The sequence below is a fragment of the Clostridium tunisiense TJ genome, from assembly GCF_000300195.1.
GTDB lineage: Bacteria > Bacillota > Clostridia > Clostridiales > Clostridiaceae > Clostridium_J > Clostridium_J tunisiense.
The window spans coordinates 144,529-168,469 of record NZ_AMQH01000004.1; the positions used below are offsets into that span (position 1 = coordinate 144,529).

General features: G+C 30.4%; 25 protein-coding genes. 21 read left to right on the forward strand and 4 right to left on the reverse strand.

Annotated features, from left to right (window positions below):
* Positions 1-116 precede the first annotated feature (116 nt).
* The 7 genes from C661_RS0103410 to C661_RS0103440 all read left to right on the forward strand — a co-directional run bounded on the left by C661_RS0103410 (position 117) and on the right by C661_RS0103440 (position 6,947).
* Positions 117-899 (forward strand): MBL fold metallo-hydrolase, encoded by a 783-nt coding sequence (locus C661_RS0103410; protein WP_017413894.1) that lies wholly within the window; start codon positions 117-119, stop codon positions 897-899.
* 450 nt (positions 900-1,349) lie between these two features.
* On the forward strand, positions 1,350-2,240 hold the full coding sequence (locus tag C661_RS0103415; protein ID WP_017413895.1) for an AraC family transcriptional regulator: 891 nt from the start codon (positions 1,350-1,352) through the stop codon (positions 2,238-2,240).
* A gap of 149 nt (positions 2,241-2,389) precedes the next feature.
* Positions 2,390-3,145 carry an AIM24 family protein gene (locus tag C661_RS0103420; RefSeq protein ID WP_017413896.1) on the forward strand — a complete coding sequence of 252 codons (756 nt, stop codon included), beginning with the start codon at positions 2,390-2,392 and terminating at the stop codon, positions 3,143-3,145.
* Between the two features lie 206 nt (positions 3,146-3,351).
* Positions 3,352-3,927, forward strand: coding sequence for a GNAT family N-acetyltransferase (locus C661_RS0103425; RefSeq protein WP_017413897.1), 576 nt, complete (start codon positions 3,352-3,354; stop codon positions 3,925-3,927).
* Positions 3,928-4,094: 167 nt separating this feature from the next.
* Positions 4,095-5,564 carry a cysteine--tRNA ligase gene (gene cysS, locus C661_RS0103430; RefSeq protein ID WP_017413898.1) on the forward strand — a complete coding sequence of 490 codons (1,470 nt, stop codon included), beginning with the start codon at positions 4,095-4,097 and terminating at the stop codon, positions 5,562-5,564.
* 72 nt (positions 5,565-5,636) lie between these two features.
* Positions 5,637-6,188, forward strand: a complete 552-nt coding sequence (locus C661_RS0103435; protein WP_017413899.1) for a flavodoxin family protein — start codon at positions 5,637-5,639, stop codon at positions 6,186-6,188.
* Between the two features lie 387 nt (positions 6,189-6,575).
* Positions 6,576-6,947 (forward strand): hypothetical protein, encoded by a 372-nt coding sequence (locus C661_RS0103440; protein WP_017413900.1) that lies wholly within the window; start codon positions 6,576-6,578, stop codon positions 6,945-6,947.
* Between the two features lie 102 nt (positions 6,948-7,049).
* Here C661_RS0103440 and C661_RS0103445 read toward each other — a convergent pair whose 3' ends face one another.
* Entirely contained in the window at positions 7,050-7,790 is a 741-nt protein-coding gene (locus C661_RS0103445) for an HAD-IA family hydrolase (RefSeq protein ID WP_017413901.1), read from the reverse strand.
* A gap of 422 nt (positions 7,791-8,212) precedes the next feature.
* Here C661_RS0103445 and C661_RS0103450 point away from each other — a divergent pair, with 422 nt between their 5' ends.
* From C661_RS0103450 to C661_RS0103470, 5 genes are all read left to right on the forward strand, one after another.
* Positions 8,213-9,073 carry a helix-turn-helix domain-containing protein gene (locus C661_RS0103450; RefSeq protein WP_026050919.1) on the forward strand — a complete coding sequence of 287 codons (861 nt, stop codon included), beginning with the start codon at positions 8,213-8,215 and terminating at the stop codon, positions 9,071-9,073.
* Positions 9,074-9,435: 362 nt separating this feature from the next.
* The gene (locus C661_RS0103455; protein ID WP_341349153.1) at positions 9,436-9,756 is read left to right on the forward strand and encodes a CD3324 family protein; all 321 of its coding nucleotides are present in this window, start codon (positions 9,436-9,438) and stop codon (positions 9,754-9,756) included.
* A gap of 496 nt (positions 9,757-10,252) precedes the next feature.
* Positions 10,253-11,797 (forward strand): ribosomal protection-like ABC-F family protein, encoded by a 1,545-nt coding sequence (gene abc-f / locus C661_RS0103460; protein ID WP_017413904.1) that lies wholly within the window; start codon positions 10,253-10,255, stop codon positions 11,795-11,797.
* Positions 11,798-11,937: 140 nt separating this feature from the next.
* Positions 11,938-12,861, forward strand: coding sequence for an AEC family transporter (locus C661_RS0103465; RefSeq protein ID WP_017413905.1), 924 nt, complete (start codon positions 11,938-11,940; stop codon positions 12,859-12,861).
* A gap of 378 nt (positions 12,862-13,239) precedes the next feature.
* Entirely contained in the window at positions 13,240-13,938 is a 699-nt protein-coding gene (locus tag C661_RS0103470) for a GNAT family N-acetyltransferase (protein WP_017413906.1), read from the forward strand.
* A gap of 317 nt (positions 13,939-14,255) precedes the next feature.
* On the opposite strand, the gene C661_RS23335 is transcribed toward C661_RS0103470, so the two are convergent.
* Genes C661_RS23335 through C661_RS0103490 form a run of 3 tightly spaced genes read right to left on the reverse strand, consistent with a single transcriptional unit; the run spans position 14,256 to position 17,116 of the window.
* Positions 14,256-15,029, reverse strand: coding sequence for an ABC transporter ATP-binding protein (locus C661_RS23335; protein WP_017413907.1), 774 nt, complete (start codon positions 15,027-15,029; stop codon positions 14,256-14,258).
* On the reverse strand, positions 15,030-16,094 hold the full coding sequence (locus C661_RS23340) for a FecCD family ABC transporter permease (protein WP_017413908.1): 1,065 nt from the start codon (positions 16,092-16,094) through the stop codon (positions 15,030-15,032).
* The gene (locus tag C661_RS0103490; protein ID WP_017413909.1) at positions 16,094-17,116 is read right to left on the reverse strand and encodes a FecCD family ABC transporter permease; all 1,023 of its coding nucleotides are present in this window, start codon (positions 17,114-17,116) and stop codon (positions 16,094-16,096) included. The genes C661_RS23340 and C661_RS0103490 overlap by 1 nt, the downstream gene beginning before the upstream one ends.
* A gap of 197 nt (positions 17,117-17,313) precedes the next feature.
* On the opposite strand from C661_RS0103490, the gene C661_RS0103495 reads away from it, so the two are divergent.
* The 9 genes from C661_RS0103495 to C661_RS0103535 all read left to right on the forward strand — a co-directional run bounded on the left by C661_RS0103495 (position 17,314) and on the right by C661_RS0103535 (position 23,803).
* Complete coding sequence (locus C661_RS0103495; protein ID WP_017413910.1) at positions 17,314-18,306, forward strand: ABC transporter substrate-binding protein; 993 nt, start codon at positions 17,314-17,316, stop codon at positions 18,304-18,306.
* A 354-nt stretch (positions 18,307-18,660) separates the two neighbouring features.
* Positions 18,661-19,131, forward strand: a complete 471-nt coding sequence (locus tag C661_RS0103500; protein ID WP_017413911.1) for a DUF4085 family protein — start codon at positions 18,661-18,663, stop codon at positions 19,129-19,131.
* Positions 19,132-19,311: 180 nt separating this feature from the next.
* Positions 19,312-20,367: a tetratricopeptide repeat protein gene (locus C661_RS0103505; RefSeq protein WP_017413912.1), complete on the forward strand. Its 1,056-nt coding sequence runs from the start codon at positions 19,312-19,314 to the stop codon at positions 20,365-20,367.
* 191 nt (positions 20,368-20,558) lie between these two features.
* Positions 20,559-21,002: a WapI family immunity protein gene (locus C661_RS0103510; protein WP_017413913.1), complete on the forward strand. Its 444-nt coding sequence runs from the start codon at positions 20,559-20,561 to the stop codon at positions 21,000-21,002.
* A 205-nt stretch (positions 21,003-21,207) separates the two neighbouring features.
* Positions 21,208-21,546: a CPCC family cysteine-rich protein gene (locus tag C661_RS21235; protein WP_242825969.1), complete on the forward strand. Its 339-nt coding sequence runs from the start codon at positions 21,208-21,210 to the stop codon at positions 21,544-21,546.
* Positions 21,546-21,683, forward strand: coding sequence for a hypothetical protein (locus C661_RS23545; RefSeq protein ID WP_017413915.1), 138 nt, complete (start codon positions 21,546-21,548; stop codon positions 21,681-21,683). The genes C661_RS21235 and C661_RS23545 overlap by 1 nt, the downstream gene beginning before the upstream one ends.
* Before the next feature lie 43 nt (positions 21,684-21,726).
* A complete protein-coding gene (locus C661_RS0103525) occupies positions 21,727-22,464 on the forward strand; it encodes a tetratricopeptide repeat protein (protein ID WP_192812643.1) in 738 nt (245 codons plus the stop codon).
* Positions 22,465-22,701: 237 nt separating this feature from the next.
* Positions 22,702-23,199, forward strand: a complete 498-nt coding sequence (locus tag C661_RS0103530) for a YcxB family protein (RefSeq protein WP_017413917.1) — start codon at positions 22,702-22,704, stop codon at positions 23,197-23,199.
* Positions 23,200-23,530: 331 nt separating this feature from the next.
* A complete protein-coding gene (locus tag C661_RS0103535) occupies positions 23,531-23,803 on the forward strand; it encodes an ABC transporter substrate-binding protein (RefSeq protein WP_017413918.1) in 273 nt (90 codons plus the stop codon).
* Positions 23,804-23,941: the final 138 nt, after the last annotated feature.

The following is a 23,941-nucleotide window of genomic DNA, read 5'->3' on the forward strand; positions in this document are numbered from 1 at the left end:
CATCTTCTGAAGATATGCAGATTTTTGGTGTAGATACTCTGTTAAGTTTTAATCTTTAATATTGTAATATTTAATTAAAGAAACAATATTATTAAGGTTAAAAAAGGAGTGTTAAGATGAAAAGTAAGTTATTTGTTCTAGTTCTCTCATTATGTATATCTTTAATGTTTATTTCAACTTCAAAAGTAAATGCTAGCACCTTAGAAAGTAGCAATTTTCTTCAAAAGAAAGGCATTACAATTAAGTATTTCGGACAGGCATCCTTTGGAATTGGGGATAGTGAAGGTATGAAGATAGTTACAGATCCCTATGATCCAATACTAGGATATAATTTTCCTAAGATTTCCACAAAAATACTTACAGTAAGTCATGACCACTTTGATCATAACAATATTTCTGCATTAAAATCCTATGAAAAACTAATATTTGGTGAAACAGGCAGTTTCACAAATGGAAATATTAAGATAAAAGGAGTGGCTTCTTGGCATGATAATGAAATGGGAAATTTAAGGGGTCCAAATACCATATACACTTATGAAATAAACAAAATAAAAATATGTCATCTTGGAGACTTAGGACATGTGCTTTCACCAGAACAAGTAAATGCTATTGGACAGGTTGATGTGCTAATGATACCTGTTGGCGGTTTCTTTACAATGGATTCAGAAGAAGTAATGAAGGTAATTAAGGATATAAATCCAAAGGTAGTTATACCAATACACTATGGAACTGAAGAGTCAACACCAGTGTTTGAAGATACTTTAGCTCCAGTGGAGGATTTTACTACAAGGATTCAACAACAGGGATGGAAAGTAGAAAAGGTGGATTTTCTTACACTTACTAAGCAAAAGCTTAACACCTTAAAGTGCAAAAAAGTATTTGTGCTAAATTACAAATAGTAGAGCATAGGATTAATATTCAATTATAAAAATCCTTTCATATTGGACTATATATAATAATTAAACCTAAGAGCGGGAAGTAAAATTCCATGCTCTTTTTTTATTATATAAGTTGTAGCAGTATCCTCCATTACTTATTAAGTTAAAAGCAATTTATTTGAAAGACAATGTAAAAGTAGGTTTATTATTAGTGTAGTTTCTTTATTGCAATATATAGGATACTTAACTTTTCTTCATTGGACAAAATCCTAGGAAGGTATGGATATTAAGTAGTTTCAGCTTCCTAAAAAAACTGTGAATACATGTTTTTGTCTTTAAAATATAAGGAGAAAAGTGTAAGCAGAGTTAAATTTATAAAAGCAGTCAGGAATAAGTAAAGGTAAAAATTGTAACTTAATTAATTATATGGTAAAATATTTACATAATATGAAGAAATACGGGAGGATAACTATGGAGTTTTTCACCATGGATGAGAAAAGAAAAATTGGACTTCCATTGTATTTAGAAAAAGATGAGAAATTTAATTTCTCTACTCATTCCATGTTTCGGCTTATATTTGTATATGAAGGAACAGGTATATTAGAACTTAATGACAGAAGGATTTTATTTATGGCTCCAACTGTTATATGTGTTAATGATAGGGATAGTATTCTCGCAGAGGAATTTCATAATGTAAAGGCAAAAACAATTTACTTTAATCCTGTAGTTGTGAATAACATTTTTACCATAGAGAAATTAAGTGAAGATCCAAGTGAGTTATCTCAAACAGAATTTGCGGATTATTGCTTATTAAGTCCATTTTTGACTGGCGTTAATAAGGTAGGGGAAGTAATTCAAATGGGACTCACCGCGGAAAAGAGAATTATGGGCTTTTTAGAGCGTCTAGGTAATGAACTAGATACTTTGGATAATAACTTTTGGAGATGCAGAAGTAGATCAATTATATATGAAATATTATCTTTCCTTCAATATCTGTATACAGAGTTTAACATAGATAATAACTACAAGGTACTGGAAAATCATAGTGAAATTGATAAAGTAATTCTTTATATACATGCAAATTATGATGAGAAGATTACCTTAAGCAGCCTTACTGAACTTTTTCACATTAATAGAACAACACTTTCAGAGGAGTTTACAAAGGTTACTGGCCAATCGGTTATAGACTATGTTATAAAGCTTAGAATCAAAATAGCTTCCATACTTTTAAGTCAAACTGCCGTACCAATTGGTGAAGTTGTATATAGAACTGGCTTCAATGATAGCACTCATTTTGGAAAAATGTTTCGTAAGCACACTGGTTTTTCTCCTTCTCAATACAGAATTAATAAATCCTCCTAGGTAAATTTATAAGTTAGAACTAGTTTCCTAATTATAATGTGAATTTCCGAAAATAAACTAGAGGATATATATTGGATAGAATTTCTTGAATAAGCTTAAAAAAACAGGTAGTATTAAATAAAAATATAATAAAAGGGTGGGGAGTTTTTATGATAACTTACAAGAATTTATATGATAATAAAAACATAGAAATAATAGCTTCAAAAGGGGATGTAAAAGTTCTTGAGTATAAGAGAGATTTAAGCGTTGACTATTCAAATGCAGTGTCTGCATATTTCGCTTCAGAAATGAAGGTTAGAAAAAGACAGGTTCTAATTGAGCTAAAAGGAAATGCTTACACAATAAGTGCTGGGGCAATGCAATGGACTTCAGGCTCTGTTACCATGGTTGCTGATGTTAAAGGGATTGGAGACTTTTTAGGCAAAGCTCTATCTTCTAAAGTAACTAAGGAATCTGCAATTAAACCAAGATATCAAGGTAATGGCTTGCTAATGCTAGAACCAACTTACAAGCATATCTTACTCGAAGAAGTTTCAAATTGGGGTGGATTGGTCCTTGATGATGGACTTTTCCTAGCTTGTGAATCTAAGGTTCAACAAAAGGTAGTAGCTAGAACTAACCTTTCTTCAGCAATGCTTGGAAATGAAGGGTTATTTAACCTATGCCTTAGAGGTGAAGGTGTTGCAATATTAGAAAGCCCAGTTCCAATGGAAGAGCTTATTGAATTTGAACTTCAAAATGACGAAGTTAGAATTGATGGAAACTATGCTATTGCATGGTCTGATACCTTAGAATTTAGGGTTGAAAAGTCTGGTAAGAGTTTAGTTGGCTCAGCAGTTTCAGGAGAAGGCTTAGTTAATGTGTACCGAGGAACAGGAAGAATACTAATGGCTCCTATAAAATAATTTATAGACATAGGACTTTATAAAGAAGTTTTAATACCATAGAATAAAGCAGAAATAGATTTTTCAGATGAGAATTAAGGGGAGGTTTCAAAAGAAATTTTTATATAAATTGCTTTGAAACTCCCCTTGTTTTATATGTTGATAATAGTTAAATATTCTTTAAAACTAAAATGTATATATGTAAGTAACTAAAGGGGATGAGTAATATGAGTAGCAATGAAAATATGATACCTGATGTTTTTCCACAAATTGAGACAGAAAGACTAATGTTAAAAGAGGTATCTCTTGCAAATTCTATGGATATGTTCGAAATTTTTTCAGATGAAGAAACTCTTAAGTATTATGATGTTGAACCTGTACATAAAGTAGCGGAAGTGAATAAGCTAATAGAGGTGTTACAGAATAGATTTAAAAACAAAAGGGGGATTAGATGGGGATTATATCTAAAAGACAGTGGAAAATTAATTGGAACCTGTGGATATCATGACGTTAACAGAGAAGCTTTACGTGCAGAAATTGGTTATGAACTGTCAAGAGATTTCTGGCGGAAAGGTTATATGAAGGAAGCTTTAGAAGTAATATTAGATTATGGATTTAATAATATGGGTTTAAACAGAATACAAGCCTTGGTTGAACCAGAAAATGAAAAATCTATTGGAATTCTAAAAAGAGTTGGATTTACAAAAGAGGGAGTACTCCGTGATTATGAATACTTTAGAAGGTGCTTCAAGCACTGTACAATGCTGTCCATATTAAAAAGGGAGTATAAGAAAGATAATTAATATATAACCAAACCTCCTTACTTATAAGGTTGAGATTCACCTTAGAGATATAATATATAAAGAAAAACTATACATAGTATGAGTGATAAAAAGTAGTTTTTAATATCTTAATTGTTGTTATAGAAAAGAAAATGTAGAATTTGTGCAGAATAAGAGGAGAGAAGAAGATGAATATTTTTTTTCATAATGTATTAACTAAGAAAAGAGAATTATTTGTTCCCATAGAAGAAGGAAAAGTGAAGATGTATGCTTGTGGAATTACAGTGTCAGGAGATGCTCATATTGGCCATGCATACCAAGCGGTAATATTTGATGTTATTAAAAAGTACTTTGAGTATAAAGGGTATCATGTTACTTATGTAAGAAATTACACTGATGTAGATGATAAAATTATTGCAAAGGGCATAGAGTTAGGCATTGACCCACAGGAATATGCTAAAAAGCAAATTATTAAAACAGATTTAGAATTAAATAAACTTGGAGTTGATAAACCAACAGTTCAAGCAAAGGCAACAGAAAATATTGAGGATATGATTAGTTTCATTAGTAAGTTAATTGAAAAAGGTTATGCATACGGGACAGAGGCTGGAGATGTATTTTTCTCTGTAGAAAAATATTCTCAGTATGGAAAACTATCTAACAGAGTTATTGAAGATAGTATTAATGGAGTAAGAAAAGATATTGAGCCAGGAAAACTGGACAGTAAGGACTTTGCCTTATGGAAAAGTGCCAAGGAAGGTGAAATTTACTGGGAATCTCCATGGGGTAAGGGTCGCCCAGGGTGGCATATTGAGTGCTCAACCATGAGTATGAAGTACTTAGGAGAAACAATGGATATTCACGGTGGTGGAAAGGATCTGATTTTCCCACATCATGAAAACGAAATTGCACAATCTGAAGCATTAACAGGAAAACAGTTTTCAAATTATTGGATACATAATGGACTTGTTAAGATAAATGGTCAAAAGATGAGTAAATCTCTAGGCAACGGAATTTCATTAAAAGAGCTTTTAGATAACTATCATTCAGATGTTATAAGATTTACTTTATTACAAAATAGCTATAAGTCAGATATAAACATAATTGATGGTGTATTTGAGGAAAATGAAAAACATATATATAATTTTTATAAACTCTTCAACACTATTGATAATTTGAAAACTAATGAGGAGTTAATTGAGAAAAAAAAATCAACAGATATGGAAGTCGAGCCAGAGTTGTCAGTTAAAATCAAAACTGCTTTTGACGAAGCTATGAGCAATGACTTTAATACTGCAGTTGCACTTTCTCACTTGTTCCAGCACTTTGATAAAATGAAAGCAACGATTAATAAAACTAAAGAAATAGAGAATTTAAAATTAATAAAAGAAACACTAATAAACACATACTATGTATTGGGAATCCTGCAGCAGGAGCCTAAAAAGGTCATTGAGGAAATAAAGAACAAATACCTAGGAAAATTCGGCATAACAGAGGAAGAAGTAAAAACATTAATCGAAAAAAGAAGTGAATATAAGGCAAATAAGGATTATGCAAATGCTGATAAAATCAAAGAAGTACTCATAGAAAAAGGAATTCTTATCCTAGATGGACCTAAAGGTACAGAATGGGATGTTAATATAGGAAAGAAAAATTAAGAGTGAGTAAAAATAAACCTAAAAAGATAAAATACAGAAGCAATAAATTATTGTATAAAGGGAGAAAGATTGATGAAAACATTAATTTTTACTGGAACACCTAGAAAGAATGGAGATACTATGACTTTAGTAAATGAACTTGTAAGTCATCTTCAAGGAGAATATAAGATTGTAAATGCATATGATTGCAATATAAAACCTTGTATTGATTGCAGATACTGCTGGAAAAATGAAGGGTGTTCTATTGATGATGAAATGCAGGAGATTTATGACTACATTCAGGAATGTGATAATGTGTTAATTGCATCCCCACTGTACTTTTCAGAGCTTACAGGACCTTTACTTAGTGTTACAAGCAGGCTTCAAACCTATTATTGCGCAAAATTTATTCGTAAGGTTAAGCCCATTGAAAAAGAGAAAAAAGCTGGAGTTATACTTGTAGGAGGGGGAGATGGCAGTATTGATAAGGCCTATAGCACAGCTCGAATCCTGTTAAAAGACATGAACTGTACAGAAATTGCACCAGCAGTTTATAGCCATAATACAGACAAAGTTCCCTCTAAAAATGATATTGAAGCATTAGAAGCTGCAAGAGAATTAGCTAAGTTTTTTAATGAGAAATAAATTAATAAAAGAAACCTATAGAAGAAATTATAGGGTTATTACTATTATTTAGAGATAAACTGCATGAAAAGTCACAAAGTAGCTTAAAGAATATACATTTTCTTTAAGCTATTTTCATATATAAGAAAAATATTTTTTTCGCTAAAATGTAATGATAAAAGCTTAATGAAGGATGAAATAGGCATTTACTAATGATAAAAAACATATATTATAATGTAGGTAAATATATAGTTATACAATATATATTTATGTAAGTATGTTTGAAGGAGGCTTTTTTATTATTGTACTTCTCAAGACCTTTGAGAAAAATCATAAAGAACAAATAATTATGCATTTAAGACAGATATTTGTTACTAGAGAAAGTATCAATAATATGGGGAGTTTGTAATGAAAAAAATAATACAAACAATAATACAAAGAATAATTGAGACCATAATGGAACAAATGAAAAGCCTTTTAATATATGCAATTTCAGGAGTGGTTATTTCATTAATAATAATAGCTGTATGTTACTTTGGAGGATATGATCAAAGGAGTATACTGAAGTATGCAGCCATTGTAGTAATAGTAATAGGGGCTGCGGGTGCCATGGGTGGTTCTAAGATGAGCAAGGATTATGAATATATAAGAAATAGAGGAATGTATCAAAATGAAGTAGATGGGGTTATTGAAGATCGGGAAAGAGCAACAAAGAATATTTATAGAGCTATTAAGATGTTTTTAACATCGGCTATAATTTATGGTATATCTTTGATTTAAACAAAATTAAGGGTAGATTCTTCAGAAAATATTATAAATTAAGTGAATCTAGGGTAAGAGAAAAAAAGTTTGCTGAATTTATCAGCAAACTTTTTTTATTTACTACACTAAGAGTTTTTTAATATCTAATAAGCTTCTGATTGTGGTGTAATTTCTTTTAAATAACTTATGATAAGCATAGGATTTAAAATCCCTACATAATACAAAAGAAATAATACCTAGCTTCATTGCCCCATGACAATTTTCTATATTATCATCTATAAATATGGCTTCCTCAGGCAAAACCTTTAATTCTTCAAGAGCAGCCTTATACATTAACTCATGAGGCTTTGTAATACCTCTTTGTGAGGAGATAATAAAAGATGAAAAATAATCTCTTAGCCCCACTTCTCTAAAAACATTTTCAAGAGATGGCCATGCATCAGATACCACAGCTAATTTATAAGATTTACTTAGTTCAGGGATAAGCTCTATGGAATCATTAAAAAAGCTATATTTATTATAGTTATACACATAATCCTTGGTGATAGCTTGTACATCTTCTATTCTTAAGTTTAATTCGGGTAGAAAACTTGCAAAAATACTATAGTAATTAAAAAAGTGTAAATATTCCTCGTTTTCATCCCTAATTAATTTTTGATTATTAATATATTCTGCTGCTTTATGAAAAGCTAACTTTTTCTGAGGAACAGGTATAGAATCAAATTTTTTCTTATCTATATATGAGAAAAAATTATTAGTTATAAACCAATGACCTGTAGCTGGCTCATTTAGTACTCTACCAGAGTCAAATAAAATAGCTTTAATTTTTGTTTTATCAAAATCTTTATTAAATTTCTTCATAAAGTTTCCTCCAACTTTTAAATAGTGCAATTGTTTTGCAAAAGATTTATACTTAATTTATATAGAGAAACCACTTTAACATTTTAAATATTACTTCCAAAAGTAGTTTCCACAAGGAGAGAGGCAAGCTCACTGTAATACAAATATCTAAGCTATTCTTGGTATGAACAAATTTTCATACTAAAAAGATATAAAGTTTTAAGCTTATCTATCTATATACATATAAAATCTATAAATGAAAATATTCATAGTGCCTATAATATATGAGTTTCAAACTTCATTATTATGGTAATATATTAGCTGTCTTGTTACAATTACTATATAGAAGTATCAAAAATACTTGAAAAGTTTATAATACATACTTGAATAATATTCAAGTAACTTGATTATTATTATAGGAATTACAATAGGTGGTGAAAATGGTGAAAAAGAATTTATTGGAGCTTAAAGGAATAGATGAAAATATTAAGAATAAATTAAACTATATAAAGAATAACTCAGAAGTCGGGGAAAGTAACATTAACGAGATTAAAGCTTTAAAAAATCATATTTTTGAAAGAGCATCAAAAACTTTTATTTATAATTTAAAAAAACTAATTCAACTGGAACTAACCCAAAAAAATCTTGCTAAAAAGATTGGGGTTTCAGAGGATTTACTTTCTAAATATAAGGCTGGAGAGGCTTTTCCCTCCATTGAAACCTTAATATTTATATGTGAGATTTATAACTTAACATTAGAACAACTTATAACTACTCCATTAGTTTCAGGAGAACTTGAAAATGTAGAAAATAGGGAAAAAGTTCAATTCAACATATTTGAAGAGCAGTATTATATTTATTTCTTAGTAACAAACATAGCAAAAGAAGGAGCCATTCATGAAGGTGTTGTTGAATTTTTAAATGATGAGGTAGTATTTAAAATACTTTCAAAGGGAGAAGAGGTTAAAACCTTTAAAGGGGATTATGATATTTCGGACAAACTTATATTTTTTAACCTTAAAAGTCCAAAGGATGGCACTACTTATATAAATATGATTAAACCTAATGTGAATAAAAATAAGTATGTTGGTGGCTTAGCAATGCTAATGCTTCCCTCTGATGCAAATAGCAAGCCTTGCGCTCAAAAGAGTTTACTTAGTAAAGTTAGAATAGATAGAGAAAAGTATTATAAGGAGCTTAAAGAATTATTAAGCTACTCTGTTGGAGAGGAAACCTTTGAACACATTAAAATTTCTCAATGGGAAGATGAGATTGTTTATAACTTTATAGGAAAACTGCTTTAAAGCCCTATAATCATAATTAGGCCATGGGTTTTTGTGATATTAATAAAATTAAATAAATATGAATTTGTAAGTAGTATACTAACTTTTCAGTTCAGTATATAAGGAACAAAATTGACAAAGAATAGTAAAATAGTTTATTATAGGATAAAAAAGGAAGTGGATTAGATATGTGTCAAACAATAGTAATAGGCTCCATGCAAAGCTTGTAGAATGTGAAAAACTTTTGCTTGGAGCCAATAAATAGATATCTGCAGAGAAAACTAAAGTTATACAAAAGTGTTAAAACCACTTAATTTAATTTTAAATTATCATGTGGTATATCTTGTAAGTAAATATTAAGTTTTTCATGTTTTATTGAGTCTTTGCATCTTCATTTAGAAACTAAATGTAGATTGGAGCGAAGAATTATGAAATATGAGAAAGCAGAAAATATATTACCAAACAATATTATAGAACTAATTCAAGACTATATTGATGGGGGATATATTTATATACCTAGAAAAAATGAAAATAAAAAGTCCTGGGGAGAAAATACTGAAACCAAAAGACAACTTGAAGGTAGAGATAAAGAAATTTTTAGCAAGTATTCCTCTGGGGTGTCAGTTAAAGTCCTATGCGAAGAGTATTTCTTAACGGAAAGCAGCATCAGGAGAATAATCAGAAATCAAAAAAAATATGGGTGATAGGGGCTTTAGGCATCTTCGAAAAATAAGTAAGCCAGTATGCTCGGCTATTTTGTGTTATACTACGTCAACAGAGCCCTTAGATAGCGCTACTATCTGCGGAACCTGTTTCCTTGTCTGCACAAGCTTGATTGTGAACTCAAAATATCCTTTACATCTTTGACTTATTATTTATTTTCAGATACCTTATATGATGAATATTAATTTGTTCATGTAAAAAAAGATCTAAAGGAACCAAGGGAGATTCAATGTACAAACAATTATTGATTTTGCTTCCCTATATATAAGGCATATTTTCCTAGTTTTTACTATGAAGATATGCCTTTAGTTTTGAGTTATATTTTAAGGGATAACTCAAAATATCCTTTACATTTTTGTCTTGTTATTTATTTTCAGATACCTAAATGGTCATGTTTATTACAGAAACATTTATAAACTTGGGTCCTTGTACTACTAGATGGTATCATATTTATGAGGGTACAGGGAGGTGCAATTTATGAGCATTTTAACAATTGAAAACATGAACCATTCTTTCGGGGATAGAATACTTTTTAGCAATGTATCCTTTAATCTATATAAGGGAGAACATGTGGGGCTTATTGGGGCTAATGGAGAAGGTAAATCCACCTTTATGAAGATTATTACTAATCAGCTTCTGCCAGATGGTGGCGCTATTCAATGGAATAAAAAATATACCATTGGATATATGGATCAGCTGGTTGATTTAAAAGAAGGGGTTAGCACAATAGATTTCTTGAGAGAAGCATTTATTGATTTATATAATATGGAAGATAAGATTAATGGTTTATATAATAGCCTTGGTAATATGAATACAGAAGAAATGGATAAAGCCTTAAATAAAATAGCTAAAATCCAAGAAATATTAGATAAAAGTGATTTTTACACCATTGATTCAAAAATACAGGCAACGGCAAATGGTCTTGGCTTTAAGGAGCTTTTAGAAAAGGAAGTTTCCACCTTAAGTGGGGGACAGAGAATTAAAATTTTACTTGCTAAGCTTCTTTTAGAAAAGCCTGATATTTTGCTATTAGATGAGCCGACTAATCATTTAGATGAAGAGCATATAGAGTGGCTGAAGGGTTATTTGATAGACTATGAAAATGCATTCATACTAATATCCCATGACAATAGCTTTATAAATAGTGTAGTAAATGTAATTTATCATCTTGAACACAAGGAGCTGACAAGATATGAAGGTAACTATGATTACTTTGTTAGGCTTTATGAAATTAGAAAACAGCAGAGGCTCATTGAATATAAAGAGCAGCAAACGGAAATTAAAAAGCTTGAAGATTATATAAGAAAAAATAAAGTAAGAGCTTCAACAGCAAAACAAGCTAAAGCTAGGGAGAAAAAGCTTGATAAAATTGAAAGAATAGAAATTAAAAAAGAAATAATTAAGCCTTACTTTAATTTTATAAGTGTAGCAATGCCAGAAAATATGATTTTTCAGACCCAAAACTTAGTTATTGGATATGATAAGCCCCTAAGCATACCTCTTAATTTAAAGATGAAAAGAGGACAAAAAATTGCAATAACTGGAGCTAATGGTTTAGGAAAAACTACTCTTTTAAAAAGCTTACTTGGACTTTTAGAGCCTATAAGTGGAGACATAATCTTAAGCGAATATACAAAGATAGGTTATTTTCAGCAGGAAATGGCAGAGGATAATACCACAGAGGTTTTATATGATATGTGGGATGGCTTTCCACAAATGACAGTGACAGAAGTAAGAAAAAGTCTTGCGCAGTGTGGATTAACCAGGCAGCATATAGACAGCACTGTGGATATATTAAGTGGAGGAGAACAAGCTAAACTAAGACTATGCAAACTAATTAACAAACCCTCAAATATATTAGTCTTAGATGAGCCTATAAACCATTTAGATATTCATGCTAAAGATGAACTGAGACGTGCCTTAAAAGAATATGAGGGTAGCATAATTTTAGTATGCCACGAACCAGAGTTTTACAATGATATTGTAACAGAGGTATGGAATTGCGAAGAGTGGGTAGTTTGAGGAAGTAGTTTCATAGCTTATAGATAAGTTCCTGAGGAAATTAAATTAACTAAAAAGCTGAATAGTTGAAAATATAAAAAAAGCACAAAACCCTAAGTAAAGGAATAAAATGAATAATACTTTCCTTGGGAGGTGTTGAGATGGAAATGCCAACTATTATAAAGAGTGTTATTTCTTTATTTTTAATAATGCTAGTAGGGGTTTATGGAAGTAAGAAGGGGATTATAGAAGAGCATGTGAATAGGGGATTAACTAAGATATTGCTGGATATAACACTGCCTTGCATGATTATTACTTCTTTCAGCTTTTCTTATGATGGAGGAGTTAAAAGTAATGTGTTAAAGACTTTTTACTATAGTCTTGCAGTGTATATAATACTTATTATTATATCTAAGGTCTTAACAATACCAGTTAAAAATGAGAAGAGGACTATACTGCACTTTGCAAATGTTTTTACTAATACAGGGTACATTGGATTTCCTATTTTAAATGCTATATATGGTGCTGAAGCTGTAATGTATGGATCTATATTTAATATTTTCTTTAACATTTTCCTTTGGACCTACGGAATTATTATATTTAAAGGTAGGATGGAAAAACAGGAACTTGTAAAGGAACTATTGAAAGCACTAAGAAATCCATCACTTATAGCTGTATATATTGGCATTATAATGATGCTTCTTGATTTAAAGTTACCAGGAGTAGTCTTAGCCAGTGCAAACTCTATTGGGAATATCACTGGCCCACTATCAATGATAATAATTGGAGTACTAGCAACTAAGGTAAATATAAAAGAGCACTTAATAGATTGGACGCTATACTATGGCATAGCTATGAAGTTAATCTTAATACCAGCGATATTATACTTCATTTCACTACTCATAAGAGATAGATCTATAGTTTCAAACACAGTAATAATTTTAGGGTCCATGCCAGCAGCTGCAATGACCTCCATATTTTCAGATAGCTTTAACGTTAAGAGGGAATATGGTGCTGTGGTGGTAGTTGCTACAACATTATTATCAATATTTACAATACCTATACTTTTAAGAATAATAATATAAAGGCTAATAAAGATATAAAAAAAGGTTTGCTTAAGCGTTGAGCAAACCTTTTTTAGTTGTACTGATAATAATAGATAAAACATTACTGGAGTGGGTGTAGTTAGGATTCAATGTTATGGGGTTAGAGGGAGAAAAAATCAGATAATTATTGAGAGGCGAAAGATTATAGTGCAGGTGGATAACCTTGGTTATATTTATATAAAGACAAAGACTAGAGAATTTATTCCAATATATATGTAAGTAAAATACATAAATGGTATAATTAATTCATGTTGTTTTATAGAACAAAGATGGTGTTTCAAATATTAAAGACTGAAATCCACTAGTTAGATGAACCTGCAAATATAGAAAAGAGTTTAAGAGGAGCAAGGAATAAATATGTCTAGATTTGAAGAGTATTATAATAAGTTTCTAGGTGTAAACAAAAATGAAGTAACTGAGCATATGGTTTTTGAATCTATATACAGAGATATGCCCTTAAATAATAAATATTTTTATCCTATTATCATATCTAAATTTAATGATAGCATCATATGCTCTTGTTCTAGTAAGTTTGCTAGCATATGCAAAAGCAACTTTGATGGTAGCATGGAATCTATTTCAAACATACTAAAAGCTATGAATATAAATGACAATAAATATAGGTTTAGAAAAATGAGACGATATTCGATAGAAAATCCAAATATGGTATTTGATACAAAGGCAGAGGTGTTAACAGAAGACATAATTAGAAAAGTTAATTTTCAAGAAATAGAAGACAAAGAAAACTACATTAGAAGAAAGGAAAATATATTACAAGAGAAAAGACAATTTTTTATATTAAAAGATGGTAACATTGCAGCAACAGCATTTATTTCAGAAGTATATAGTAGTGGGTGCAATATTGTGGTTTATACTTTGCCTAATTATCGCAAGAAAGGTTATGGCAAAGAGGTAGTTAAGGCATGTATTAATTGGTGTCATCAGAATAATCTATTGCCAGTATACCTAGTTGAAGAAGAGAATAAAAATTCAATTAAATTAGTAGAGAGTTTAGGATTAGAACTAAAAAGTTATGAGTGGATTATATCAGAGTAACATTAATTATGTGATTATTAGGGGAATTGTTAATGAAAATTACAAGAAAGTGTTTTAAATACCTAGAAGGTCAAAATTTAGATGGTGATGATATAGCAGGTGTAAATTAGGATGACTTTACAATAAGATTGGAGGTTAAAGAAATGAGAAATATAGGAGTAAAATTTGAAATCCCCAAAGGATAGCCACCAAGCATTTAATAATGCAAGGCTACTTTCCTCTGGGGATGTTTCACATTTATGATAGATTTCTTAAAGAAAACTACTAGTAAATTATTAATAGCAAAACTTTATTAGAATTAAGTATTAAATATTATATTACTGAAAAGTAATACACATAGGAGTATTAAACACAGGGCAGGGAACTATTTTAGAGTTTATTTGAAAAACCTCTTTAATAAGACCTTCTGAGATAATTTCCTCTGGTTTTCCTTCCCCATAGACCTTGCCATCTTTAATTGCAATTATGTGATCTGCATATCTACAAGCCAGGTTAATATCATGTAAAACTATTACAATAGTTCTATTCTCCTTCTCATTTAGCTCTTTTAATAAATCAAGGACTTCTATTTTATATTTAATATCTAAGTGGTTAGTAGGCTCATCTAGTAGGATGATGTCTGTTTGTTGAGCAAGAGTCATAGCAATCCAAGCTCGTTGTTTTTGACCACCAGAAAGATCAGATAGCTTTTTATCTTTTATATCACTTATGCCTGTTTTCTCAAGAGCATATTCTACTATTTTTTCATCTTCTTTACTCCATTGATTAAACCAACTTTGGTATGGATATCTACCTTGTTTCACTAAGTTAAATACAGTTAAATCTGAAGGAGCAGTAGGGCTTTGAGTTAAGATTGAAAGCTTTTTAGCAACTTCCTTATTAGGTTTTGAAAAGATATCTTCATCTCCAAGAACTACCTTTCCCGCAAAGGGTTTTAAAAGTCTAGACATGGTTTTAAGTAAGGTAGATTTACCACAACCGTTACTTCCAACAAGAATGGTAATTTTATTTTTTGGTATAGTAACATTTATATCTTTAAGAACTATATAATCGCCATAGCCTAAAGTTAAGTTTTCTGCTGAAAAATTCATTTAAATCCCTCTCTTCATAGTTCTTTGATTTTTAATCAGTAAGTAAATAAAAAATGGAGCACCAACACCAGCGGTAAAGATTCCTACAGGTAAATCTAAAGGGAAAAATAGTGTTCTTGCAGCTAAATCAGATAACACCACTATGATTCCACCTATTAAAGCAGATAAAGGAATTATATTTTCAAAGCTAGAGTTGGTAAGTTTCCTGCATATATGTGGTGCAATAAGACCAACAAAACTAATGCCACCACCTACAGCAACGGCGCCACTAGCAAGGGCTGCACTGATAATCATAAGTAAAAATCTATATTTTTCAACTTTAGTTCCAAGACCCGTTGAAATGTTATCTTCAAGATTTTGAAGGTTTAATTCTCTTGTGAAAATTATTGTAAGAATAAATAATAATATAAACCAAGGAGTTAGAAGCTTAACGTGAGTCCAGCTGGTTCCGTATATTGTACCTGTTAACCAAATTTGAGCTTCTGCAATGAAAACTACAGGTCCGCTTATTATTAAAATGGAGGTAATTGCTTTTAGGGCTCCTGATATTGCAATACCAATAAGGATTAACCTAAAAGGAGTTACTCCTTTTTTTAGTGCAAGAAAATAAATTAATAAAACTGATAAAAAGGCACCAGCAAAAGTAAATACAGGCATATAAAATATACTGGTAGTTAGTGAGTTGTTCTTTGGATTTGTAAATAGAGTTAAAAACAAAAGAGCACCAACAGAACCACCATTTACTACTCCCATAACATTTGGATCAGCTAAAGGATTTTTAACAACTCCTTGCAAAATTGCACCAGAAAGACCTAAGGAGGCACCAACTAAAAAACCAACTAAGGCTCTTGGGAGTCTTAGAGAATTAATTATGTAAGCTTCTCCACCTTTTCCACCTAAAATTGTGTTAATGACTTTATCAAGTGGAATAAATGTTTGTCCAATACAAAGGCTAATAACCATTGATATAAGTCCTAATAATAAGATTGATATTAATACTTTAAAACTTCTTTTCTCATATATTAAAGAAAATTTATCTTTTCTAACTACTATAAACTTATCCATTACTTATTTTCCGCCTTTCTAGCTATATAAACAAAGAAAAAGGTACCTATTATAGCTGTAACTGCTCCAACTGGAACTTCTTTTGGGTATATTATAAATCTTGAAGCAATATCAGAAAGTAAAAGAAGTATGGAACCAAGCACTGCACTATAAGGAATTACCCATTTAAATTCTGACCCAACCATTGCCTTTGTAATATGTGGAATAACTAGACCCACAAGGCTAATTGGACCTGCAACGGCTACAGAAGCTCCAGCTAAAATCACTACAAGAATTATCATTTGAACCTTTAATAGCTCTGTTTTTACTCCAAGACCTTTTGCAATTTCTTCTCCTAGAGAAAATATATCTAAATTTCGTGCCATTAAAAAACTTAAAATAAGGGCTATTATAATGAAGGGCATCACCTTTAAAAGAGTATCTATATTTGTTCCTTCAACAGAACCTGTGAGCCAATATATAATTTCTTCCATTGTAGTTTGATCTTTATAAAGCACTGATTGAGTAAAGGACATAAATAAGGCTGAGATTGCAGCTCCAGATATGGTTAAATCGAAGGTTTGGATGTGTCCCTTTAAACCACCAGCAAGGGTGTACACTAAAACTACAGAAAGTGCGGCACCTATAAAAGAAAACAAAATTGAGTAATTAGTTCCAACACTAGGGAAAAAACTATATACAAATACCATGAAAAAAGCTGCTCCTGAATTAACTCCTAAAAGCCCAGGGGAGGCCATAGGGTTTTTGGTTAAAGTTTGCATTAAAACTCCAGAAACACTTAAAGCAGCTCCAACAAACAGAGCAGTTAGAGCTCTTGGCATTCTTGAACTTTGTATTACTATTTGTTCTGTAGTACCTTGGAAGTTTTTATAGGTACTATATAAATCCTTTAAATCTGTTTTTATGTAACCTAATACTATACTTCCGAGAAAAGCTAGTACTAAGATCAAAATTAAAATAATAAGAAGAAACACTTTTCTTTTGTTATTGTGTAGAACCTGTTTATTACTTATAGAAAACACTATGTAACATCCTCTCTAAAATAAATATATAAATTCATATATAGTATAAAGTCAGATTTCATAGGTGTCAATGATATTAAAAATTGTTATCAAATCTAAATGAAAATCAGTTGCAATTAATAAAAAGCTATGATATTATACATCTAGGCAAAATATAGCTTGAAAAGAAATTTAATATATATTTGGAGGGAATACATATGTTTAGCAACAGTTTAAAAAGTAAAATTAGCAAGAAAATATTAAAAGCAGTTACAGCACTTTCACTAACAATGATTATGGGTGTAACCTTCACAGCTTGCTCAAGTGGTGAGGCAAAAGATGCTCCAGCTGATGCAAGCAAAGCAACAAGAACAGTGGACCATGCTATGGGACAAACTGTAATAAATGGTGAGCCTAAGAAGGTAGTTATTCTTACAAATGAAGGAACAGAAGCTTTACTTGAACTAGGAGTTAAGCCAGTGGGAGCAGTTCAATCTTGGACTGGTAAACCATGGTATGCACATATAGAAAAGGAAATGGAAGGAGTTCAAAACTTAGGAACAGAAGGCCAAGTTAACATAGAGGCAATAGCTGCACTTAAACCAGATTTAATTATTGGTAATAAAATGAGACACGAAAAAATATACACTCAGCTTTCTGAAATAGCACCAACAGTATACTCAGATACTCTAAGAGGTGAATGGAAGACAAACTTTGAGTTTTATGGCAAGGTACTAAATAAAGAAAAAGAAGCAAAAGAAGTTTTAAGTAAATTTGATGCTAGAGTTGAAAAGATAGCTAAAACAGCTGGAGACAAGCTTCAAACTAAGGTTTCCTTAGTAAGATTTATGCCTGGTAAAACTAGAATATATCTTGGAGATACTTTTTCAGGAACTATCCTTAAGCAAATCGGCTTTGCTAGACCAGAAGCTCAACAAAGTACAGAATTTACATTAGAAATTGGCAAAGAAAGAATTAAAGAAGCTGATGGAGATGTAATGTTCTACTTTACCTATGAAAATGAAAAAGGTGAAGGAGCAGCTAGAGAAAAAGAATGGGTTGAAGATCCACTATTTAAAACTTTAGAAGTATCTAAAAACAATAAAGTTTTTAAGGTTGATGATGCTATATGGAATACAGCTGGTGGAGTTAAAGCTGCTAACTTAATGTTAGATGACGTTGAGAAGTTTATCAAAGATGGCACGTTTTAACATAGAATAACTAAAAAAAAATAATATTAGACAATTTATAGCTAAAGCTTTTAAGGAGCTCAAGTGTTAGCTATGGATTGTCTTTTTGTTTTTGGAATAGAACTTATCATAGGATAGAAATTAGATGTTATTACTTTAAAAGTGCAGATTTTAAAGCAGAATCGTTGTAAATAAAAATTAAGAGGAAAAGAAGAGAGAGTTAAGTTTGTTGAAAGTGTTCAGCAAACTTTTTTATTGGAAGAAGATACAAATAATGCTAATTTATTTAAATATTCAGATGTAGGTAAAAGGCATAAATGGTATAATTTACTTATGTGATTTCACGATTAATTATTATAAATAGGAGTAGTTATTTTGAGAGTATTTACAAGAAAACTATATGAAGAGATGCAAGTTGAGGGTAAAAATAATTTTAATATTTTTTTCGAAAAATTTAGAAAAACTTGTAATGACTACAACAGTCATTACAAAGCAATAGAAAGCAGTCTCCCTATGGGTATTATAAATTTAGAAAAAGAATATGATCTTCATGATTCAAAAGTAGTATCTATAGAAAATGTATCTGAATATGAATTAATACTTACAATTGACTGTAATGCATGTATGAAAAACAGAGGAATTCACAATTTGGTATTTACTGGTGTTAAGTTTGCAGTAATACCTAGTAATATATGTGGAAGTTATTGTATCTGGAATGAAGTGTATCTGTATGAAGAAGAAAGTTTTGAACTTAACATACTAATGGATGGTCCAGAAAAATTTCTAAATTTAAGTGAATTTAAAATAATTGCAAATAACTTATCAATATATTCAATTGAAGAATAAGTGAAACGCTTTCAATCAACTAACAGTGCACTCAAGTCGAATTTTACATATGATGGTCAAGCCTTTGCAGTAGCTAAAGTAAATTTATTAACCAAGCCAAGTATGGCTAGGTTAATAAGCGTCGGAAGTACGAAACGTTATAAGACATCATCTTTAAGGAAGTATAGTATGGAGGGGAACATGGATTTCGATAAAATTAGATATGAATTACAAAGCCAATTCAATAGCAATTCTTTAGATGAGGGTTTAATAGGTAAATTAGCAAGTGCATATATGGAGACGAGGGATTTTGAGAGAGCTTACGAAATTTTGAAGTATGGAGTTGAAATAATTCCATGCATTCAAACGTTGACTAATCTAGGGTATTTCTATCTTTATGAGGGTGAACCTAATGGTGAAGGGTGGAGATATCGAGAGGATAAGGCTATAACTGTGTTAGAAAAAGCTGTTAATTTAAATCCTCAATCTCATATTCCATACTCAGTATTAGGGGAAGCGTATTTAACCAAGAATGAAGATAGTAAGGCAGAATTTGTACTTAAAAAAGCTATTGAGATAGAACAAACTTCAGCGAATTTAAACAACTTAGGTGTAGCCCTTTACAGACAGAATAAATTCAAAGAGGCAAAGGTACACTTCTATAATTCTCACTTAAAAAGAAAATTAAAACATTATACATTTCGACCATATCTAAACTATGGAATGACTTTAGCAAAACTAGGAATTGAAAGAGAGGCTGAAACAGTTGCTAAATATTTATTAAATAATGGAGAAGATAAAACATTTGAAGTTGATACAGTAGATATTATAAATATTTACTATGAAATAAAGGATTTAAACAAAGTTACCGAGTTATATCCAATAGCATTTGAGGAGGTTGCTATTTCTCCTCAAGATTTTGAAATGTATATATTTGCACTTAAGCAATTAGGTTATGAAAATACTATAGATAAGCTTTTTATTGATACTCTCAAAGATAAAGATGAATTAATAAAAGACATTATAGAAGATGATGAAATAGATGAAGAAAGCAAAAAGTATCAAGTAACTAATGCGTTTAGAGAAATAACAGAGTTTCGAAATAGTTATGATAAAGTTAAACGTGGGAAGATAATACAGAGTTACTATCAACCATTTATTGAAAAGGATTGTTATCTATTCGGGTGTTTGAGGCACAAAAATCCAGTTTATTCTGAGATAATAAAAGTTAATGCTGCCAAAGGTGACTTCTTATAACAATGAACTCAAGTTCCCTTTGCTTAATATAGGGTTAAGACTCCGAAGAAGCAAAAGCATATTCCTTAACCTAGCCAAGTTTGGCTGGGTGAATAAGCATCTTAAGTATGAGACGTTAGTCCAAACCCTTTTACAGCCAGTAAAGGCATTACACGTATATTATATTCATTTTTGATTTGGAGGTTTTTTATATGGAAGAGATAGTAATAGGTGGATACAATTCATTTATAAAGTTTAATATAGAGGAAGTATATGGATTTCCTAATCAAACTAGCTATTTAGGCGGGTATGATGCTAAAGGATCTGTAGAGGTAAAGAGTGGAGACTTTTATGCAAAGATAGAAATATGGCTAACTACTAAAGATTTCGCTATGCTATATGAGCAACTTAATCGTTGTTATCAAGATATAAGTGGAGAAGTAAAATTTATATCTTGTGAATGTGAAGTGGAGTTTAGCCTTGTTTTTGATAACAAAGGTCATATTTCAATTAAAGGTATGGTTTCAGAAAGAATGTCTGAGAATGAGCTAAAGTTTGATTTTGGTAGCGATCAGAGCTTTATGTTTCAGTGCTTAGACCAGTTGAAGAGATTTATTAAAAAGTACGATGATTCAACTTTACAAGGGAATACATAAACATTTTTATATAATTATCTTTGAATAAAGTACAATTGTAAATGGGCATCATCTAACAAAATTTTGTAGTCTACCTTGGTGGAGATTTTTGTTGTAGGTAAATATCATTAATTTGAGTATAGGATTAAATGATAGAAAATTTTACAAGATAACAAGGCACATTCCTGAGCCAAGCTAAGTTTGGCTAGGTCAAGAAACATCTTGAGTGCGAAACGTTAGACAAAATGAGTCGAGAGGTGATTTAGTGGTAAGTAAGTATAAGGAAAGATTTAAATGTCCTTGTTGTGGATATCCTACATTAGATGATCAAGGGCTATATGATATTTGTTTAATTTGTAATTGGGAAGATGATGAACAAAACGATTCAAATGCAGATAGAGTCCTAGGGGGGCCCAATGGAAAGTATTCTCTAACTCAAGCTCGCAGCAATTTTAAGCAATTTTTTATAATGTATTCTCCTGAGGAGGATAAGAGAATTACTGGTGAGGATACGCTGGAGGAAATCAACACAAAGAAAGACTATGCAAGGTATATGGTAAGCTGATGATTACTAATAATGAAAGTGAAATAGAAAATGTTGATACTGAAATCCGTAATCTTGAAGAAAAACTTTATGAAATTACTAGAGAAAAGATTAAAGAATATGAGAAGAAAATAATAAATGCTAATTCACTATTATAGATTACAGTTTATAGGAATAAAAAGTGAAGGGATGATTAATTACTTGAAAGAGTTAAGCAAATATGAAATAACTTCTAATTTTAATAAGGAAGGTCTTGAATTATGTGATAATGGAGAATATCACAAAGGGATAGAAAAATACAACAAAATATTAGAATTAAATCCCAAATGCGCAGAGGCTTATTTCAATATTGGAAATGCATATCAGGATTTAGGAAGTTATGAAGAAGCAATATTAAATTTTAAAAAAGGGTTAGAATTAAGGGAACAAGATCCATACGGTTATTATAACATGGGTAATGCCTATGGTTTGTTAGATAAAAGCGAAGATGCTATTAAGTGCTATGACAAAAGTATTAGTATCAACTCAGAGGAACCTTCATTTTATTTTAATAAAGGAAATCAGTTATATATTATAGGTAAACTAGAGGAAGCAATTGAAATGTATGATAAAGCTATTAGATTAGACCAATACAAGTCAAATGCATACTTTGAGAAAGGCTTTGTGTTACAGAAATTAGGAGAATTTAATGAGGCAATTAAATGTTATGATAAAGTTATAGAATTAGAACCAGACGATGACATAGCTTATTATAATAAAGGCAACAATTTATATGAAGTAGGAAGAAGAGAAGAAGCACTTTTGTGTTTTGATGAGGCAATAAAACTTAATCCAAATGATGCAGATTTTTTCTATAATAAGGGATTAATACTGACTAAGTTAGGTAGAATGCAAGAAGCTAAAAGGTGTTTTGATGAATATAGACGACTATTATCATAGGATATTGAGCGTTCATCATATAATAAACACTCAAGTCCGCTTCGTTGATGATGGTCAAGCTTTACAAAAAGCCAAAGCATGTTAATTAACCTAGCTAAATCTGGATATTTAAGTAATGGCTAGAGTGTGATAAGTTACAAAATAGTTATTACTCTGTTAAACCATGATACAATTTCAAAAAAAAGGTAAATTAATTTATTAAGAAATATATAGATAGTTTAAAGGTGGGAAAATAAATTGAAAGTAGTAACAAATATAACCCCAGATGATTGTTGGAATTTTACTAAATATAATATTAGATATGATTCAAAAGCTAAATTTAAATTTTATACGAATGTTATTGCAATAATATTTTTAGTTGCATTTATTTCATTTCTTGATTTTGAATCAATGGAGCAAGTTATTCAACAAATAATTTTATCAATACCTATGTCATATTGCTTGATGTTATTTTTTATGAAGCTGGGAATTAAAAAGTTTTCAAAAAGAAATGAAGGAATTATTGGGGAACATTCAATAGAAATCAGTGAAGAAGGAGTAAGAGAGATAACAAAAGTAAATGATAGTTTGAGTTTATGGAATGGAATTACTAAAATAAAACAAGATGATTCTTATATTTACATTTATATAAAAGAATTTGAGGCACACATAATTCCTAAAAAATCTTTTAAGTCAGAAGAAGAAGCAAATTCGTATTTTAATGATGCATTAAAGTATTGGAAAAAAGAAATGTAAAAATTTTAGTAGTATAAAAAATGTTTAGCTATATTTATTAATGATATGCCTAAGTATTTACAAGATAAGTTTGAAGATAAAGTTAAAACTAAAGAAGAATTAATTAATTTAATAAATACAGTAAAGTAAACCAAAGTTAGGAGCTTTGGTTTTATTACTTAGTAAAATCTTCATGAGAAATAAGTTTTAATAATAATTCTTATGCAACTATTATTTAATAACACTTTTACTTCTTAAATCATATTATGGATTATGCTTAAAAACTAGTTCATAAAAATTCCAAGGGTTCAAAGAGCGGAGAACTAAAAGGAAGAGTTTAAGGAGGTAAAACATGAGGAAAAAGTATTTCAAATTAACAGCCATTGTCACAATCTTATTTATCTTTGCTACAGCTTTTGTAGGATGCACACCAAAGAAAGACACTACAGTTACTAAGATTAGACTAAATGAAGTTACTAGATCAATTTTCTATGCACCAATGTATGCAGCAATAAATCAAGGTTTCTTTAAGGAAGAAGGCATAGAAATAGAACTTACCACAGGACAGGGAGCAGATGCACCTACTTCAGAAACACAGGTTTTAAGGTGGAACCATTGTACATAAAAGTTGAGAGAAAGAAGAGGAGTTAAGTTTATTTGCTCGTTCAATAGAATTTTTACTTAAAGTAATATATGGATAAAGACATAGCAAAGAACTTTTATAAAAGTTATCTATTTACAGGTAACTTTTATTTTTTTATAC